Source organism: Cobetia sp. BMC6, from assembly GCF_029991385.1.
In the GTDB taxonomy this organism is placed as follows: Bacteria; Pseudomonadota; Gammaproteobacteria; order Pseudomonadales; family Halomonadaceae; genus Cobetia.
Window position 1 is genome coordinate 34,935 of sequence record NZ_JAKUMF010000005.1, and the last position, 19,111, is coordinate 54,045.

At 60.8% G+C, this 19,111-nt stretch carries 15 protein-coding genes and 1 pseudogene; 15 read left to right on the forward strand and 1 reads right to left on the reverse strand.

What is annotated here, in order from left to right:
* Positions 1 to 28 precede the first annotated feature (28 nt).
* Positions 29 to 757 carry a hypothetical protein gene (locus MKZ40_RS11060; RefSeq protein WP_175090682.1) on the reverse strand — a complete coding sequence of 243 codons (729 nt, stop codon included), beginning with the start codon at positions 755 to 757 and terminating at the stop codon, positions 29 to 31.
* 158 nt (positions 758 to 915) lie between these two features.
* Here MKZ40_RS11060 and MKZ40_RS11065 point away from each other — a divergent pair, with 158 nt between their 5' ends.
* The 15 genes and pseudogenes from MKZ40_RS11065 (at position 916) to MKZ40_RS11135 (ending at position 19,100) form a co-directional block, all read left to right on the forward strand.
* The gene (locus tag MKZ40_RS11065) at positions 916 to 1,926 is read left to right on the forward strand and encodes an IS481 family transposase (RefSeq protein WP_282627874.1); all 1,011 of its coding nucleotides are present in this window, start codon (positions 916 to 918) and stop codon (positions 1,924 to 1,926) included.
* Between the two features lie 1,010 nt (positions 1,927 to 2,936).
* Positions 2,937 to 4,472, forward strand: coding sequence for a sigma 54-interacting transcriptional regulator (locus MKZ40_RS11070; protein WP_254627122.1), 1,536 nt, complete (start codon positions 2,937 to 2,939; stop codon positions 4,470 to 4,472).
* A gap of 97 nt (positions 4,473 to 4,569) precedes the next feature.
* Positions 4,570 to 6,122: pseudogene (locus MKZ40_RS11075) on the forward strand (IS3 family transposase).
* Positions 6,123 to 6,582: 460 nt separating this feature from the next.
* Positions 6,583 to 7,719: a TRAP transporter substrate-binding protein gene (locus tag MKZ40_RS11080; RefSeq protein WP_254627121.1), complete on the forward strand. Its 1,137-nt coding sequence runs from the start codon at positions 6,583 to 6,585 to the stop codon at positions 7,717 to 7,719.
* Positions 7,716 to 8,447: a TRAP transporter small permease subunit gene (locus tag MKZ40_RS11085; RefSeq protein WP_107335668.1), complete on the forward strand. Its 732-nt coding sequence runs from the start codon at positions 7,716 to 7,718 to the stop codon at positions 8,445 to 8,447. Before MKZ40_RS11080 ends, MKZ40_RS11085 begins: the two co-directional genes overlap by 4 nt.
* On the forward strand, positions 8,437 to 9,786 hold the full coding sequence (locus MKZ40_RS11090; protein WP_175090066.1) for a TRAP transporter large permease subunit: 1,350 nt from the start codon (positions 8,437 to 8,439) through the stop codon (positions 9,784 to 9,786). Before MKZ40_RS11085 ends, MKZ40_RS11090 begins: the two co-directional genes overlap by 11 nt.
* 111 nt (positions 9,787 to 9,897) lie before the next feature.
* Positions 9,898 to 10,515 carry a hypothetical protein gene (locus MKZ40_RS11095; RefSeq protein ID WP_175090065.1) on the forward strand — a complete coding sequence of 206 codons (618 nt, stop codon included), beginning with the start codon at positions 9,898 to 9,900 and terminating at the stop codon, positions 10,513 to 10,515.
* Positions 10,516 to 10,795: 280 nt separating this feature from the next.
* Positions 10,796 to 11,914, forward strand: a complete 1,119-nt coding sequence (locus MKZ40_RS11100; protein WP_254627133.1) for a TauD/TfdA family dioxygenase — start codon at positions 10,796 to 10,798, stop codon at positions 11,912 to 11,914.
* Positions 11,911 to 12,543: an HD domain-containing protein gene (locus MKZ40_RS11105; protein ID WP_175090064.1), complete on the forward strand. Its 633-nt coding sequence runs from the start codon at positions 11,911 to 11,913 to the stop codon at positions 12,541 to 12,543. Before MKZ40_RS11100 ends, MKZ40_RS11105 begins: the two co-directional genes overlap by 4 nt.
* Positions 12,544 to 12,747: 204 nt before the next feature.
* Positions 12,748 to 13,728, forward strand: a complete 981-nt coding sequence (locus tag MKZ40_RS11110) for an ABC transporter substrate-binding protein (protein WP_175090063.1) — start codon at positions 12,748 to 12,750, stop codon at positions 13,726 to 13,728.
* Between the two features lie 393 nt (positions 13,729 to 14,121).
* Positions 14,122 to 14,979 (forward strand): amino acid ABC transporter ATP-binding protein, encoded by an 858-nt coding sequence (locus tag MKZ40_RS11115; RefSeq protein WP_254627120.1) that lies wholly within the window; start codon positions 14,122 to 14,124, stop codon positions 14,977 to 14,979.
* 78 nt (positions 14,980 to 15,057) lie between these two features.
* A complete protein-coding gene (locus MKZ40_RS11120; RefSeq protein WP_254627119.1) occupies positions 15,058 to 15,954 on the forward strand; it encodes a transporter substrate-binding domain-containing protein in 897 nt (298 codons plus the stop codon).
* A 96-nt stretch (positions 15,955 to 16,050) separates the two neighbouring features.
* Positions 16,051 to 16,770 carry an ABC transporter permease subunit gene (locus tag MKZ40_RS11125; protein WP_043333243.1) on the forward strand — a complete coding sequence of 240 codons (720 nt, stop codon included), beginning with the start codon at positions 16,051 to 16,053 and terminating at the stop codon, positions 16,768 to 16,770.
* A gap of 1 nt (position 16,771) precedes the next feature.
* Positions 16,772 to 17,521 (forward strand): ABC transporter permease subunit, encoded by a 750-nt coding sequence (locus tag MKZ40_RS11130; protein WP_175090062.1) that lies wholly within the window; start codon positions 16,772 to 16,774, stop codon positions 17,519 to 17,521.
* A gap of 409 nt (positions 17,522 to 17,930) precedes the next feature.
* Positions 17,931 to 19,100, forward strand: coding sequence for an iron-containing alcohol dehydrogenase (locus MKZ40_RS11135; protein WP_175090061.1), 1,170 nt, complete (start codon positions 17,931 to 17,933; stop codon positions 19,098 to 19,100).
* The last annotated feature ends 11 nt before the right edge of the window (positions 19,101 to 19,111 follow it).

Consider the following 19,111-nt stretch of genomic DNA (forward strand, 5'->3'; position numbering starts at 1 on the left):
TAACCCCTCTTGGTTGATTATAGAGGGGTTATTGCTTTCCTTTGTCACGGCTAGTGCAATATCGTTTAAAACCATAGTGCATCACTATGCTTGCATCAGGATCTAAGTAGTAAACATCGGAACCATCTAATGGTTCTCGATGCTTGAATTGATAATAAGTGTTCGAGTATTTGTTGCCAATAGCCGAGCGATCAAATAAATCTTCGAGAACTTCTTTAGGAGTGCTATCCCCATTGTAATTGTCTTCGGTTATTTTTAATGCTCGTTGGTAGCTAGGCTCGCCTTCTTTATGCAGTAGTTGCAATATATTTGTTACAGAATCGACTTCACTTGGAGTATAAAAAGACGAAAGCTCGCTTCGAAACTCTCTCATGAGTTGTGATGAGTATTTGGTGATCAAGTCTTGCACAGACTTTTTCTTTAGAGGTATTTTTATAGTTCCGCTTTCAATAGGCTGGAAAAATAAAAGCAGATCACGTGGCCTGAAAAGGGTATGGTCTAATATGTGCTTGAAAGATGTTTTAGGTGTATAGTCCTCTTCTGAGTCAACGAGGCTGTTCCATGGGTTTGAGTGATTATAAGGAAGTTGTGCTCTTTCAAAAGCTTTTTTTATTCTAAGGTCTATGAATTTTTTCAGATTCAAGTCGTTTTCATTATCTCCTTTTTGGAAGTCGTCTTGATACCAGTTTATTCTTGCTGAATAAGAGGCCAACATTTTAGCCGTATCAGCGTACTTGTCAGCAATAAATTTTTCCACATCATCCCTGAGTAGTATTATTACCTTCGCATTAATCCCATTGTTTGAAAATAAGTCATTGTTTATGTGTAGGGTGCCGGATGATCGGATTTCACAACGAAGCTATCCTTTGTTAGCCTCTCGTGAGCTCATCAAGCAATTGATTCAGGAAAAGCTTCATGGACATCAAGCTGCATAAGCAAGCGACGACGACACCGAAAATCCGTGCCGACATCCAAGCAGCTCCTTCGAGCATGACGAACAAAGATCTCGCTCGTCAGTTCGGGGTCAGCGTCTCAACTATACAGCGCTGGCGCTATCGTGATGATGTCCTGGATCGCTCCCACACACGTCATAACCTACTCGCGACTCTGACCTCAGAACAGGAAGAGATCGTCATTGCCGCTCGTGAACTGCTTCGCTTGGGGCTCGATGATCTACTTGTCGTTGCTCGGGAATTCCTGAACCCCAATCTGTCGCGTTCCGCGCTTCAGCGCATGCTCAAACGACGTGATGTACCGACTCTCGCCAAGCTGGCGCGTCAAGATGCGAAGGAGGACGAGAAGCCCAAGCATCGGCCTTTCAAGGATTATGAGCCCGGGTATGTGCACATTGATATCAAGCACCTGCCCCAAATGCCTGACGAAGATCAGAAGCGTTATCTCTACGTCGCGATTGATCGTGCCACTCGGTGGGTGTATCTGGAGGTCAGATCAAGTCAATCTGCAAAGGACGCCCAGGCGTTCATGAAGCGTGCAGAAGAGGAGGCTCCCTTCACGATTCGAACCGTGCTCACGGACAATGGTAAATCCTTTACCGATCGCTTCACCGTGGGTGGCGAACGTAAGCCCAGTGGAAATCATCTTTTCGATCAGGAATGTCAGAACCATGGTATTGAGCATCGATTGATCAGGCCAGGCAGACCCCAAACGAACGGGATGGTGGAGCGCTTCAATGGGCGTATCAGCGATGTTCTGGCGACTCGGCGTTATGACTCAAGTGAGGATTTAGAACAGACACTCGAGCGTTATTGCTGGCTCTATAACCACCACATTCCTCAGAAGGCACTACACCACAAAGCGCCTATAGCAGCAATGAAGGAGTGGCAGGTCGAACGACCTGAGCTGTTTACGCAAGCTATAGTCAATCAGACGGAACCCGACATTTATGGATTTAGCGACTCTAAGTAAGCTAACGACACTGTCCACACTGGCTTTGTCAGTAGATTTAAAACGAACATCCAAGTCATCAAAAAATATTACATAAGAGTTTTGGTTCTGCATTTCTATAGGACTCTTGAAGATGCTCTTTATAACATCCTCGAGATGTGGGATTAGTTTGTAAAATGGTGCTCTATTTGACTTTATGGTTATATCGTCATGGAATTTTTGTCTAAAGAATCTTTTAAGCGGTTCGATATTGACATCTATAGATTTATTTTGTGTTATCTCAAAGATATCGGTCTCAGTTATATTGACGAATCCTGTATTCTTTTTCAAAAATTGTCTTAGCTGATCGAAGTCTTTAGAGTCTTTAGCGGCTTCGCTTTCTGTAAAGAGTTTTACAATATGTGTATAGATTAGCCATTTGAAAATAGATTCTTTTTCCAGTTCATGCCCGACATCATTGCCGACTTGCACTAGCATCTCTAGATTTATTTTGTCTTGCTTTATAAAGTCTATAAATAGATTGCTGTCAGAATGTGATTTGGCTTTTGCATATTGTGCGAAAGCGCTTTTCCCTGCTCCTTTACGCCCAATTACAATGAATTTTTCATGGCCTAATTGTGAAAATAGGTTATGCCAATCTTCGTATACTTCAGTTATTTTTACTCTAGAGCTTTCCAGAGCTTCGGCCTCCGCCTCCGGGGAGCCTAGTGAGATGTCTAATCCCTTGTTTTTTCGTGACATACTCTGGAATAGCATAGGTGCTCCTTGTCTTTGTTTTCCCTGTGTCATGCACATTTAATATCTATAAGCCGCATAAGCTATATGTCAGTTAAATATAGCTTATGTCAACTATCCAAATAGACTATTTGTGAAATTGAAAATTAACCTGCTTAAGGCGATGCTGTGAGTGGTGTCCGGTTTTCCGGACGCTGGCTGCGTGATGGCACAGCTCATAACAACCAGATCCGGCGGGTGTTGGTGGCAGCATGACGGCTACCCACGATGATCGGACACGCCAAGGGAGAGCGGTGATGGCTCAGCAGATGCCTGTATCAGGTGCGGCAGGGGAAGCGAAGGCGGCTGCCCCGCTGCGCAACGATTCACCTGCCACCTCGATTCATGTCGAGCGGGGGCGCCGCGAGTTGCTGCGTGCCGCGATGGATGCGGTGGAGGAGTGGGTGGTGGTGGTGGATGCCCAGGGCGGTATCCAGTTTCTGAATGCGCCCTATGCCGAGTTTCTGGATGTGGATGCCGATGAGGTGCTGGGACGTGATGTCAGCGAGGTGATCGAGAACACCCGCATGCACGAGGTGCTGGAGAGCGGGCGCGCGGAGCTGGCCCAACTGCAGTTGATTCGTGGTCACCACATGATTGCCCACCGTTACCCCATCTTCCGCGACGGCGAGCTGATCGGCGCCATCGGCTCGGTGCTCTATCACGACACCTGGGAATGGCGGCAGGTGAATGCTCAGGTTCAGGCGCTGGAAGCGGAGGTGGACTACTACCGTCAGGCGCTGGAATCCCCCAACGGCGCCCGCTGGCAGCTGAGTGACATCATCGGCGATTCGCCCGCGATGCGGGAGTTGGCCTGCAAGGTGCGCAAGATCGCCCCCGGCGGCGCCTCGGTGTTGATCCGTGGCGAGTCCGGCACCGGCAAGGAGCTGTATGCCCATGCGCTGCACCGCAGCTCGGCGCGTGCCAAGGGCCCCTTCATCAAGCTCAACTGCGCAGCGATTCCCGAAGCGCTGCTGGAAGCGGAGCTGTTCGGCTATGAAGAAGGCGCCTTCACTGGCGCCAAGCGTGGCGGCAAGCCCGGCAAGTTCCAGCTCGCGGATGGCGGCACGCTGTTTCTCGATGAGGTCGGTGACATGCCGCTGGCGATGCAGGCCAAGCTGCTGCGCGTGCTGCAGGACCGCGAGGTCGAGGCGGTCGGCGCGACCCGTCTGGTCAGCGTCGATGTCCGTGTCATCGCCGCGACTCACCGTCCGCTGGAAGCACTGGTCGAGAGCGGCGAATTCCGCGAAGACCTCTTCTATCGCATCAATGTGGTGCCCTTGGAGGTACCGCCACTGCGCGAGCGCCGCGACGACCTGCCGTCCCTGGCCACGCACCTGCTGTCACGCCTGGCGCGACGCAGTGGCCGTCGCCCGCCGATGCTCTCCGAAGCCGCCCTCGAGCGCCTGTGTGCCCATCACTGGCCCGGAAATGTGCGCGAGCTGGAAAACGTGCTCGAAGCCGCCTTCTATCTGGGCGGCAGCCATATCCAACCGACCGATCTCCCGGATGCCATCGGTGCCCGGCATGGCGATGCCCGGCATGGCGTTACCCATCAAAGCGACTTGTCCACACCCGCTTCAGCGCCCGAGTCGTCCACAACCGCCCGGGAGCCACACACCACACCGGCCTCGCTGCGTGAGGCGATGGCCCAGGCGGAGCGCCAGCTGATCGAGGATGCGCTGCGCGCTGCCGAGGGCAATCGCACCCGTGCCGCCCGTCAGCTCGGCATCGCCAAGTCCTCGCTCTACGAGAAGCTCAACCGGCATGGGCTATTGGCCGAAGCGCCCTGATCGACAGACATTCCATCTTTCCTCCCCCCCACTGTCACGCTAGTTGGAGTATCAGCGGCTGTAGACTCTGAACCATATGGGGCGTGATGAGGTTCCGATGAAGTACTCCGACGAGCGCCGGGAGGCCATCCTCAAGAAGCTGCTCCCGCCGCACAACCGCACGGTGGCAGAAGTGGCCCAGGAAGAAGGCATCTCCGCTGCGACACTGTACAACTGGCGCAAGAAGGCTCGGCAAGCAGGCCGTTTGCTACCTGACCAGAGCGGTGATCCCGAAGGCTGGAGCTCGCAGGACAAGTTCCACGCCGTTCTGGAGACAGCGGCCCTCAGCGAGGCTGAGCGTGCCGAATACTGCCGGCAGCGTGGCCTCTATCCCGAACAGGTCCAGCGCTGGCGTGCGAGCTGTGAAGGCGCTAACGACCGAAGCGATGCCGCCACCAAGCAGCAGAGTGAGGCACGCAAGGCGGAGCGCCAGGAGAACAAGGAACTCAAGCGCGAGCTCCGCCGCAAGGAGGCCGCGCTGGCGGAAACCGCCGCACTACTGACATTGCGAAAAAAGGCCCGAGCGATCTGGGGGGACGAGGACGAATGATCAGCACCACAGATCGCCAGGACGCCATACAGCTGATCGATGAGGGGCGTGCCCAAGGGGCACGCCTGCAGTCGGCATGCGCTGAACTCGGCATCGGCACCAACACGTATCGCCGCTGGGTGCGGGGCGATCAGGATCGCCGGCCTCAAGCGGTGCGGCCTGTCCCGCGTCATGCCCTATCGCCGGAAGAGCGTCAGCAGGTGCTGGAGATTTGCCATCGTCCTGAGTTCGCCAGCCTGCCGCCTGGGCAGATCGTGCCGCGGCTGCTGGACGAAGAAGGCCGCTACGTGGCGTCAGAGTCCAGCTACTACCGCATTCTCCGGGAGCATGGTGAGCAGCACCACCGTGGCCGCGCTCGCGCTCCACGTCCCAAGGGAGACCCCCAGCGACACCGGGTGACACGCCCCAATACCTGTTGGAGCTGGGACGTGACCTACTTACCAACCCGTGTACGTGGGCAGTTCTACTATCTGTACATGATCGTCGACATCTACAGCCGCAAGATCGTCGATGCCGAGGTCTTCGACCAGGAGTCCATGGCCAATAGCAGCGAGGTAATCCAGCGTGCCGTGCTGCGCGAAGGCTGCATCAACCAGCCACTGGTATTACACGCCGATAATGGCTCCGCCATGAAAGGCTCGACGCTTCAGGCGACGCTGCAGCGGTTAAATATCACTCCGTCGTACAGCCGCCCTCGGGTCTCCAATGACAACGCCTTCTCGGAGTCGCTGTTCAGGACCTGCAAGTACCGGCCCGACTACCCGATGGACGGCTACGAGAGCCTGTTAGCGGCGCAGCAGTGGGTGACGCGCTTCGTGCAGTGGTACAACCACGAACACCGCCACAGCGCCATACGGTTCGTAACCCCGGGTGAGCGGCATGCTGACCTGGATAACGAGGTGCTGGCAAGACGAGACGCCATCTATGCCGAGGCGAAACGGCAACATCCCGGGCGGTGGAGTCGTGCCATCCGCAACTGGACGCCGCGCCGGACGGTCTGGCTGAACCCCGATCAGGAAGACCCGCTGGTTCAACGCGATCAGCAGTTAGAAGCCGCCTGATTCCAGGTTCCAACAAGCTTGACAGACATCGCTCCCCAATGAGTGGCCAGAGCGTCCGGAAATTCGGTCGGTGACCGGAATTCCGGATGCTTTGCGTTTCCCGTCACCTCATGGCCTGCACACCCGCGTGGGGTCTGCATTCCTCTATCGGCATATTCGACTGGAGTCGTAGACAGAATGCATGACAGCGCGCGACCTTGGTCGCAGCCTCGGCGACCGAAGTGTCCGGTTTTCCGGACGCTGTCGTGAGCCGATACTGCCGCGCAGCGCGCGGTGGGTCGGTTCTCGCGGGCCTTGTTCTCGTAGCTCTCTGAAATCATTGACGTTGTTGTGGCGTGGTCAGCCGCTTGCGTTGTCTTCGGGTAAGTTGACGTAAGCGTCATCTTGCAACGTGGTTCATGTCCAGCAAGCCACAAGCCGTACAACCAGCGAGCACAACAACAAATCAGGGAGCCGCACCATGTCGCAACACGCCACGCCGTATCAATCGACGCCGACCCGCCGCCTGCGCCTCGGAGCTGCCATTGCGGCGGCCGTGGCCACCACCACCTTGATGGCCGCCGCGCCGGCTCAGGCGGAAGGGCCGAAACAGCTCGACGTCGCCAGTACCTTCTCGACCAAGAACTTCCTCGGCGCCGGTGCCGTGCGGCTGTCAGAGGAACTCAAGAGCGCGACCGGCGGCGAGGTCGGCCTGCGCGTGCACGAACCGGGCGATCTCGTTCCGGCCTTCGAAGTCTTCAACTCCGTCTCCTCCGGTGCGGTACAGGCCGGTTGGGACTGGATGGGCTACTGGGCCGGCACGGTGCCGATCACCAACCTCTACGGCGCACTGCCGTTCGGCCCGAGCCCGGAAGCCTTCATGTCCTGGATGTGGGCCGGTGAGGGTACCGAGCTTGTGCAGGCCGCCTACGACCCCTACGGCGTGAAGGTGCTGCCGTGCTTCATTTCGCCGCAGGAAACCGGCGGCTGGTACAACAAGGAAATCAACTCGCCGGAGGACTTCAAGGGCCTGTCGATGCGCATCTCCGGCCTCGGCGCCAAGGTGCTCAACAAGCTGGGCGCTTCCACCCAGCTGGTGCCGGGCAGCGAGATCTACCTCGCGCTGGAGCGTGGCCGGGTCGATGCCACCGAGTTCTCGGTGCCGCAGGTCGATCAGGCGATGGGCTTCAATGAAGTCGCCAAGTATTACTACTTCCCGGGGTGGCACCAGAGCGCCAGCTGGTTCTCGCTGCTGATCAACCAGCAGGTGTGGGACAGCTACAGCGATGAGCGCAAGGCGCAGTTCCAGACTGCCTGCCGCGCGACCCTGCAGTGGGCGATGGCCGAAGCGCCGCCGGCTCAGGTACGTGCGATCCACGAGCTCGAGGAGAAGGGTGTCGAGGTCAAGCGCTTCCCGGAACCGGTAATGACCGCGCTGCAGGAAGCCTGGGGTGAAGTGCTGGCCGAAGAGAAGCAGACCAATCCTGACTTCGCCAAGGCCTACGATTCACTGATGAAGCACGCCGCTCTGATCGACGAATGGTACGAGCTGCAGGCCATGCCGCAGCCGATGGCCATGAAGCAGGCAGACAACGCTGACAAGGGTAGCGCCCAATGACCGACCCCCGCCTTGCGCCCTGGCGGGCACAGGGCGGGGCGGTGTGTGACGCCCTGGGCCGACCGCTGGTCGGCCTGGGGCTTTGGGTGGGTCGCCTGACCAGCTGGTTGGGTCTGGCGATCATCCTGGCCGTGCTCACCACCGTCACGCTCAACGCCCTGGGCATCAATGAAATCGCCAACTGGGGGTCGCCCGACGTGCTGCTGTTCGGCACCGCGATCACCATCAATTCCGTCACCGAGTTGCAGTGGCACCTGTTCGGTCTGCTGACGCTATTTGGTGGCACCTATGCCCTGCACAGCGATACCCATGTGCGGGTCGACCTGTTCTATCAGCGCCTCTCGCCGCGCGGACGCGCCGTGGTCGATATCCTCGGCCACCTCATCATGCTGATCCCCTTCTGCCTGCTGATCGCCTGGCTGTCCAAGCACTTCGTCACCATGTCCTACATGTCCGGCGAGAAGTCCAACTATGGCGGCCTGGTGGACCGTTATCTGATCAAGGCGATGCTGCCGACGGGGCTGGTGTTCCTCGCCCTCGGTGCGTTGGGGCAGATCTTCGAGAATCTGGCCTGCCTGTTCGACCCGGCGCGCACCCCTGAGCGCCTGAAAGACCACGAGATTGCCAGTCTGGCCGGCCTTGCGGATCAGCAGAATGCTGCGCAAGCGACAACCGACGCCACGGCACCCCAGAATCATGCAGACGGGAGCCATGACAATGCTCGCTGAATACGCCTTGCCCATCGCCATGGTGGTGGCACTTCTGATCGGTATCTTCTCCGGCTACCCGGTGGCCTTTCTGCTCGGCGGGCTGGGCATCCTGTTCGCCTTCATCGGCGACATTCCGCTGCCGTTTCTCGGCACCGTCGGCTCGCGCATCTTCGGTGGCGTGATCGAGAACTGGCTGCTGATCGCGATTCCGCTGTTCGTGTTCATGGGGTTGATGCTGGAAAGCTCCGGCGTGGCGCGCAATCTGCTGATGACGCTGCAGCGGCTGTTCGGCCGCGTGCATGGCGGTCTGGCCGTCTCGGTGGCACTGCTGGGCGTGGTGATGGCCGCGAGTACCGGCATCATCGGTGCCTCGGTGGTCATGCTGGGCCTGCTGGCGCTGCCGGTGATGCTGGGGCAGGGCTACAAGGCCGAGATGGCCTGCGGGGTCATCGCGGCCTCCGGCACCCTGGGTATCCTGATTCCGCCCTCGATCATGCTGGTGTTGATGGGCTCCATTCTGCAGATCTCGGTGGGTGCGCTGTTCAAGGCGGCGCTGATTCCGGGGCTGATGCTCGGCGCGCTCTACGTCGCCTATCTGCTGATCACCGCCAAGCTGCGCCCGGACTGGGCACCGCTGCCGGATCAGTCGCTGCTCGGCACCGACAAGACACCGCTGCCGCTGGCATTGCTGCGCGACCTGCTCGGCCCGATGGTGCTGATCGTCGCGGTGCTGGGGTCGATCATGACCGGTATCGCCACGCCCACCGAGGCCGCGGCCATCGGCGCGGGCGGCAGTCTGCTGCTGGCGCTGGTGATGGGCGGACTGTCCTTCTCCACCCTGCGCAACACGCTGCGCGATACCTCGCGGACCAGCGCGATGATCCTGTTCGTCGTCATCGGCGCGACCTGCTTCTCGGTGGTCTTCAAGCGCCTCGGCGGCGACTACCTGATCGAGGATGTCATCACCGGCACCGGCCTTGGGCCCTACGGCCTGCTGTTGCTGCTGATGGGGCTGATCTTCGTGCTCGGCTTCTTCCTCGAGTGGATCGAGATCAGCTTCGTGGTGCTGCCGCTGGTGGCGCCGGTGGTCGAGGCGCTGGACTTCGGGCTCGGGCTTTCCGGCCAGGGACTGCTGGTGTGGTTCGCGATTCTGGTCGCCATCAACCTGCAGACGAGTTTCCTGACGCCGCCCTTCGGCTATGCGTTGTTCTATCTCAAGGGCATCACCGCCGGGCAGGTATCCATCGGCACCATCTATCGCTCGATTCTGCCCTTCGTCGGCCTGCAGCTGGCGGGTCTGACCCTGTGCATGCTGTTCCCGGCGCTGGTGCTGTGGCTGCCGGGGCTGATGCCCTGACGCACGCCACTGAGGCATCACAGGGAGGTGATGTCTGGGTGAGAAGAGCGGCACAGTACGGCGTGAGGCACGCCGGGGCGACCCGGCGGAGGTTCTATCAGGGAGAATGAGATGCTGCCACGACGCAGGGTATTGATCGCGGGGCAGGGGGAGTGGCTGGAGGCCATGGCGCGCACCTTCCTGGAAGATGGTGCCATCATCGCCCTGATGGGCACCGCGCCGGCGGACCTCGAACGCGTGCTGGATGCATTGGGCGGCGAGCAGTCGGACCGCTTCGGCCAGGTGGTCGGCGAGGGCTGCTTCGAGACACTGGTGGCGCGTCTCGGGCGCCTCGATGTGCTGGTCTGCATGCCACCTCAGGCCATGGCCGGGCAGTCGCTGGAGGCGTGTCTGGTCGCGCAGGTCGCCGGCCCCGGCGCCTTGCTCAAGGCGGCCTGTGCGCGCATGTTGCGCCACGGCGGACGCCTGCTGGCCGTGGCACCACCGCTGCCCTCGCAGCCGTCGCCGTCCTCGCAGCTGTCCTCTCGGGACCATCACGGCACTGCCATGGCACAGGCGGCGCTGAGTGAGCTGATCCAGCGGCTGGCATCACGCGCGCCGGACAAGGTACGCGCCAATCTATTGTGCCCCGAGGGCAGCCGACCGGACGCCGTGGCGGAATGCGCGCGCTTTCTGGCCGGTGGCGCCGGGCGTTCCCTCAATGGTCAGGTACTGCACCTGAGTGACTGATCTCCTGACAGACGTTTGACAACACAAGCGGCCGTGGCATTGCCACGGCCGCTTGTTGTCGTCTGCTGGTCTGACATATGGCCAATTTGATCAAATATACGTCCAATTCCATCAATCTGCTTTGGCTGAAGTGATTAAGGTAAAGGGAGACTCAGCGTCGCACCAGCATCCGCGAGCAGGCACCTGCCCGGTAAGACAAAAGTGCCGCTCCCTCAGCCGTGGAGATCATCGAGTGCCCAGCAGACCGCATTCCGTCAGCCTGAAAGACCATGGACAACAACTGCATCTGAGCCACGCCGAGGGCGATCTGACCCTCGAGGCGCTCTGGCTGCGAGAGCGGAGTCCCGATGAGACGACACTCGATTCCCTCACCGGTCAGCGCCTGATCGAGGCGGCGGACCTGCCGCTGGACCTGAGCCTGACTCAGGCGCAGCTGGATGGCGATACGCTGTCGCTGGCCTTCAGTGACGGCCATGCGGCGAGCTTCTCGCTGGTGGCCCTGCTGGCGGAGTGTCAGCCGTGTGAGGCCTATCAGGGCATGACCTTCTGGCAGGGGAGCCTCGCCCAGCTGCCCGAGGCCGACTTCGCTGCAGCGCTGGAGGATGACGCGGCACTGCTGGACATGCTCGAGCAGTTGCAGCGCTTCGGCTTCGTGCGGGTCAGCGGCGTGCCGGACACGGAGGACGGCATGCAGGGGCTGATCCACCGTATCGGGCCGCTGCGACGCACCAACTGGGGCGGTATCGCCGATGTGAAATCCGTCGCCAATGCCTATGACCTCACGATGACCCAGCGCGGGCTGGAGCCGCATACCGACAATCCCTACCGCGACCCGATTCCGGGTTATATCTGGCTTCACTGCCTGCGCAACGCGGCCCAGGGCGGCGACAGCATGCTGGTGGATGGCTTCAGCGCGGCGGAGCACCTGCGCCGTGAAGACCCCGAGGCCTTCGCCTGCCTGACAGAGGTCAGTCCCGGCTTCCGCTACCACGACGCCACCACGCGTCTGGAGAGCGAAGGCCCGCTGATCGAGCTGGACAGCCGTGGCCAGGTCGCCCGAGTACGTTTCTCCAACCGCACCGAGCGGGTACCGGCGCTGCCCGGCGCGACCCTGCGTCGCTACTATGCTGCCCGCCAGGCGTTCTATCGCCTGATCTCCGGTGACGACTTCACGCTGCACCTCAAGCTGGCACCGGGCCAGATGCTGATCATGGACAACTATCGGCTGTTCCATGGTCGCAGCGCCTTCCAGCTGGAGGGCGGCATCCGCCATATGCGCCAGGGCTACGTGGACCGCGATTCTACCGCCAGCCGCCGTCTGCTGCTGGCCGATCAGCTCGCCGGTCAACTCGAGGGACAGCGCGACGGTCAGTTCGCCAATGAGGAGGCCAGCGCATGAGCGAACAGGCCCGCTTCCGCAGTTTCGAGGAAAGCACGCATGCCGAGTGGGCGCTGATCGATGCGCGCTTCCGGGAATATCAGTCCGATGCCTGCCGGCGTGTGCTGGAACACCTGGGGCGGCTCAAGGGCGATCACCACGGCTATCCAGTCGATCGCTACGAACATTGCCTGCAGACCGCTACCCGCGCGTTGCGTGATGGTGCCGATGAGGAGATGGTGGTCTGCGCGCTGCTGCATGACATCGGCGATGATCTGGCACCGGCCAATCATGCCGAGATCGCCGCCGGTATTCTCGAGCCCTTCATCGACCCGCTGAACACCTGGATGATTCGTCATCACGAGCTGTTCCAGGGCTATCACTACCGCGAATTCTTCGGTCAGGACCGCCACGCCCGCGAGGCACATGCCGGGCATCCCGCCTATGAGCGCACTGTGCGCTTCTGTGACGAGTGGGACCAGACCAGCTTCGATCCCGAATACGACACCCTGCCGCTGGAGCATTTCATCCCGATGCTGGAGCGCGTGATGGGACGCGCGCCCTTTGGCGGCTTGCCGGATCTGGTGCCGGAGCCAGCACTTGAGACAGCACTTGAACCAGCGCCGAGCAGGCAGGCCAGTGCTCGCTGAAGGCGCACTCCGCCGGAGGATAGAACTCTCTTGAAGCAATCTCTTGCGACGCAGCCAGCGGGGCGGCAGGGCGGAGGAGACGCAAGCACCCGACCATGACAGCGCCGCGAGCGATGGACACGCACGACGACCGCCATCCACGAAACCTTTCAGCCCCGACAACAACAAGGCCCGGCGCGACCGGAACCGACAAGGACAGACACGATGACCACCACCCCGTACCCCCTGACATGTACGACGAAGCACGGCGCCCGCCGTGGCCTGCTTGCCCTCGCGACCCTGTTGCTCAGTACGGCAAGCCTGGCAACCCCCGCCCAGGACAAGGATGACGAGCTGACGCTGATCGTGCCGCCCTGGCCCGGCGTCACCGTCAAGAGCGAGATCGTCGCCCAGATTCTCGCCCCGCTGGGTTACGACGTGGAGCGACAGGAGGTCAGCTCCACCGTCGGCTACAACACCCTGACCACCGGCGACAGTGATGCCTTCCTCGCTGGCTGGCTGCCTGCTCAGAAGGACAGTTATGACGCGGCCATGGCCGCCGGCGCGATCACCGATCTCGGCAACAACGTCACCGGCGCCCGCATGGGCTTCGCGGTGCCGGGCTATGTCTACGAGGCCGGCATCCACAGCGCTGCGGACCTTGCCGCCCACGCCGAGCGATTCGACGAGACCGTCTACTCCATCGAAAGCGGCTCCACCGTCAGCGACATGCTCAATGGAGCCATCGACGATGATGTCTATGGCCTGGGCGACTGGGATGCGATGGAGTCCTCGACGCCCGGCATGCTAAGTGAGGTGCGTGCCGCTCAGCGCGAGCAACGCTGGATCGCCTTCTACGGCTGGACACCGCACTGGATGGTGCCGGAATTCGACACCCACATCCTGGAAGATCCTGAGTCGGTGTTCGGCCCCGACAATGGCGCCAGTGACGTCAAGACCGTGGTGCGCACCGCCTACGCCGAAGCCAACCCCAACCTCGCTCGCTTCCTCGATCAGCTGGTCTTCAGCTCCGAAGAGCAGAGTGCCTTCATCCTCGACTACAGCCTCAAGGAGCGTGACCTCGATGAGGTGGCGCACGACTGGCTTGTCGCCAATCCAGATCGGCTGGCGGAGTTTCTCGCTGGCGTGACTACACGCGATGGCGAGGATGCCCTGGCTGCCGTGAAGGCCAGCCTGCAAGGCTGACGTAGCCTTGCTGCCACCTTGACGGCCTGGGCGGGAGCCGAGGGATGGCTCTCGCCCAGGTCTTGTTGCGTCCAAGGCGTGCAATCCGTGAATCACGACCCTGCTTGCCGTGCCCCTGGCGTGGAAAGTCGCAATGTGGAACGTCTCTTGCTATACAAGTGTATCAATAGTCGTTCGCTCGATTGCAGCTCGATCGCCGGTTGCACAGCCCACCGTGGCCCGTGGCGGCAAGAGAGGCGTCATCCGCGCATTATCCGTCAGGCTCGGCAGCATCACTCTGCACCAGCAGGGTGCGTCACGCCGCTATCGGCCGCACGATTGCTCATTTCACGCCAGCCACAGCCACCCACTTGTGAGTCGCTCATGACTATCTCGCCCTCGAACGTATCTCCCATGACCCGCTCGATGAATGCAGACAGTGAAGGCATCTCCCAGCCTCAGCAGGCGCGCCCGGACGGCCAGGCAAGACCCGCGCGTGCTGCCTCGAATCGGGTCGTCGTCGAAGCCAGCAACATCGTCAAGCACTACGGTGATCTGGCGGTGCTGCACGACGTGTCATTGCGCGTGAAGGAAGGCACCGTCACCACCATCATCGGCGCCAGTGGCTCCGGCAAGAGCACCTTGCTGCGCTGCATGAACCTGCTCGAGCGCCCCGACCGTGGCGAGCTGTCGATCGCCGATGAGCATGTGCGCTTCGACCGTGACAGCCGCGGCGGCCTCATCGGGCTGGATCGTCGTCAGATCCAGCGCCTGCGCTCCAAGGTCACCATGGTCTTCCAGCAGTTCAATCTGTGGCCGCACCTGACCGTGCTCGGCAATGTCACCGAGGCGCCGATGCGCGTGAAGGGCATGTCACGCCGCGAGGCGACACGCATCGCGGAGCACTATCTGGAGCGTGTCGGCATGCTGGAACGCGCCGACAGCTATCCGGCCTTTCTCTCCGGCGGCCAGCAGCAGCGGGTCGCGATTGCGCGTGCGCTGGCGATGGAGCCGCGCGTGCTGCTCTTCGATGAACCGACCTCGGCGCTGGACCCGGAGCGGGTCAGTGAAGTGCTCGGCGTCATCCGCAGCCTCGCCGATGAGGGCCGCACCATGCTGATGGTGACCCACGAGATGGCCTTCGCCAGAGAAGTCTCCGATCAGATCGTGTTTCTCGATGAGGGCAGGGTAGGCGTGGCCGGAAGTCCCGAGGAGGTCTTCGAGCAGACCGAGCACGAGCGCTGCCGCCGCTTCATTGCACCGGCGGCCTGAGCCCGCCTGCAACACCCCGTCATGGACCTCCCCGCCATGACGTAGATGGACCCACAACAACAGCCAGGAGATGGCCTGATGACCTTGATGAACGATGCTGGATTCGCTGCCAATACCCCTTCACTGACCGCACGCGGGACGCGTTCTGACTCTGTTTCCACTTCTGTTTCCACTTCTGTTTCCACTTCTGCTTCCACCTCTGCGCTGCGCAAGCTGGCCGGTGCATTGATGATGGGGGGACTGACGCTGGGCGCCGCTCAGGTGCATGCCGCCGACACCCTCAAGGTCGGTATCTCCGCCGAACCTTACCCGCCCTTTACCTACACCTCTGCCAGCGGTGAGTGGACCGGCTTCGAGGTCGAGCTGGCCGAGGCGATCTGTGACGCCATGCAGCGTGAATGCGAGATCACCCCGACCGGCTGGAGCGGCATCATTCCTTCGCTGAAGGCCGGTCGCATCGACATGATCATGAATTCGATGACCATCACCAAGGCCCGCGAGAAGGTCATCGACTTCAGCATCCCCTACTACAACTCGCCGGGTGCCTACGTGGCCGCCAAGGATCTCGAGCTCGAGATTCCGGACGGCCTCGACGGCAAGATTCTCGGTACCCAGGCGGCGACCACCCATGCCAACTTCGCCCGTAGAGCGCTGCGCAGCACCGGCGTCGATGTGCGTCTCTATGATCAGCAGGAGCAGGTCAACAGTGACCTGCTGTCCGGGCGCGTGGACGTGATTCTGGCCGACGAGATCGCCATGAGCGCACTGGTCAAGCGTGACGAGGCCAGCAACTTCGAGATCAAGGCGACCACGCCGCAGCACGAGGCCTACGGCATCGGGGCCGGTATCGGGGTACGCAAGGAAGATGGCGCGCTGAAAGAGGCACTCGATGGCGCCATCCACCAGGTCTACGCGGACGGCACCTGCACGGCGCTCTCGAACAAGTACTTCGATACCGACGTCTGCCTGGGCTGATCCTGCGCGTGCTGGCCGAACGGCCGAGATCGCCCGGTCAGCACGCCTCGCGTATCGCAGCCGCCATTTCCTCTTGATACGAGAAGGACGCTGATCATGTCCCAGTTCGCCCAGGAAGGGCTCGCCGATTGGGCGGCCCCGATACTCGCCGGTGCTGTCACCACTCTGCAGATCGCCTTCGCCGCCTATGCCATCGGCTTGCTGCTCGGACTGGTGGGGGCGGCATCACGACTCAGCCCCTGGGCGCCGCTGCGCGCGCTGGCCACCAGCTATTCGACGGCCGTGCGCGCGGTGCCGGAGTTGCTGTTGATCATCCTGCTGTATTACGGCGGCTCCCAGGCGCTTACCGCCCTGATGAATGCGCTGGGTGTCGCGGGCAAGGTCGAGATCAGCGGCTTCGTCACTGCCGTCGGTGTACTGGCCTTCGTGCAGGGCGCCTACATGACCGAAGTCTTCCGCGGCGCCATCCTGGCCATCCCCAAGGGTCAGCTGGAAGCGGCCGATGCCTACGGCTTCTCGCCCATGGCGCGCTTTCGCTACATCACGCTGCCGGGCATGTTGCCCAATGCACTGCCGGGCATGTCCAACCTGTGGCTGATCCTGATCAAGGACACCGCCCTGATCAGCGTCATCGGCTTCAGCGAGCTGTTCTTCACCGTGCAGCAGGCGGCCGCCAGCTCGCGCGCCTATTTCCTGTTCTACAGCGTGGCGGGACTGCTCTATCTGCTGATGACCCTGACCTCAAGCGCCGCGTTCAGTCGTCTGGAACGCTACGTGCGCCGCGGCGAGCCCGATATTTCAGCCCAGGAGGCGTGACATGGATTTCAGCTGGTTATCGGACCCCTACTATCAGGAGTCGCTGTGGACGGGGCTGATCAACACCCTGGTACTGCTGGTGGTATCGGTCGTGCTCGGCTTCACGCTGGCGGTCGGCATGGCGATGGCGCGCATCAAGGGTCCCAGGCCTCTTGCCTGGCTGGCCAGCGGCGTCTCCATCGTGATGCGTGGTACGCCGCTGCTGGTGCAGCTGTTCTTCTTCTATTACGGCATCGGCCGGCTGCTGGAAGGCATTCCCGGTATTCGCGAGAGCATGTTCTGGGGAATCCTGCGTGATCCGTTCTTCTACGCCACCCTGACCTTCACCCTCTCGGTGGGCGCCTACACCGGTGAGGTCCTGCGCGGGGCGCTGCTCAGCGTGCCGCCGGGCGAGCGGGAAGCGGGGCGCGCCTTCGGCATGGGGCCGTTCCAGGTCTTCAGTCGCCTGTGGCTGCCGCGCGCCATCCAGCTGTGCCTGCCGACCCTGACCGGCGAAATGATCCTGCTGCTCAAGTCCGTGCCACTGGTCTCGACGATCGCCATGATGGACCTGCTGCAGGTCGCCAACATCATTCGCGACGAGAACTTCCTCACCTACGAGCCGCTGCTGTTCATTGGCGCCATCTATCTCGTGCTGACCATCCTGCTGACCCTGTGTCTGCGCCAGGTCGAACTCAACTTCCCTGGCGTGCGCGCCCAGGCCCGCAGCGGCGGGTGGTTGGCGCGCCTGCGCCAGCCCAGACCCGCCTGAGGTCACTCGCCTGGCGGCCATCGCTGGTTTCCTGCCAGGTATCTCTCCTGCGCGTGCCTGTTCACGCCTGCACACGAAAACGCCGAGTCAGTCGACTCGGCGTTTTCGTGTGCTTTCTTCGGGGTGCACTTCTGGTCACTCGCATACTTACCTGTATGGGCAATCCACGCCGGCTGCACAGCATGAAGGCATCGCCCTGATTGCATAGGGAATCAAATTGGCGCTGATTTGATGCGATATGGAATCACCTCTAGACCATCGGCGTAGCGACCTTGGGAGGGGGTCTGAAAATAATGCCAGCAATATCAGCAGGTTGTAAGGCGAATGGAGCTGGCATGGCGCTTGCTATCCACAGTGACAAGAGACGCGGTCAGCGGATTCATCTCGTCACTCACCAAAGGATATCGCCATGAGTATCGCCAGCTTCAAATCTGCCAATCGTCTGATCACCGGGCAACAAGCCTCGACCCGCCTTGCCGAGGAGGTCGTGCGACTGGGCATGCATTCGCCGATGCTGGTCACCGACCCTGGTGTACTGGGGTCCGGAACACTGGAGCCGATCAAGGCTCAGTTGGATGACCTCAAGGCCAGAGGACACCTGACGGACTATCGCATCTTCAGTGATGTCAGCGCCGAGCCTGAAGTGCATATCGTCGAGGACTGCATGAGCAGCTACCGCGAGGGAGGCTGCGATGGCCTGATCGCGGTAGGGGGTGGCAGTGCGATGGATATCGCCAAGTGCGTGGCGGTGTATGCGACCCATGATGGTGACCTCGAGAGTCTGTTTGGCGAGAACAAGGCGCGTGTCCGCGGTGCACCACTTGTCGCCATGCCGACGACATCAGGCACCGGGTCCGAGGTGACCAACATCGGAATCCTGTCTGATACCGAAGCGAGGATGAAGAAAGGCATCGTCAATGATTACTTGCTGCCGGATGTCGCCATCGTTGCCCCGGAGCTGACGGTGAGCTGCCCCCGTCATGTCACTGCTGCCAGCGGTGTCGATGCGCTCGTCCACGCCATCGAAGCCTATCTTTCCAATTTCGCCACGCCGATCACTGATGCACTGGCCATCAAGGCCATGCGCCTGATCATCAAGGCCTTGCCCAAGGCCTATGCCAATCCTGCCGACCTCAAGGCGCGTGAAGACATGGCGACCGGCAGTCTGCTGGCCGGGATGGCATTCGGCAATGCCGGTGTCGGGGCGGTGCACGCCCTGGCCTATCCGCTGGGAGGGCGCTACCACCTGCCACATGGGGTAACCAATGCACTGCTGTTGCCCCACGTGATGCGCTGGAATGCACTGGCTTGTGTCGAGCGCTTCCGGGACATTGCGGAGGCCCTCGATACCCCACATCGCAAGCTCAAGGATGAAGCGACTGCCGAACTGGTCGTCGAGCGACTGCATACGCTATGTCGTGATGTGGACATCCCCGGCGGCCTGCGCCATTTCGACATCCCCGAAGAGGACATTCCCTCTCTTGCGGCAGATGCCTTCAAGGTCGAACGCCTGCTGCGCAACAATCCACGTCAGCTCAGCCAGGCCGATATCGAGAGTATCTATCGCGCGGCCTACTGAAGCGCTGAATC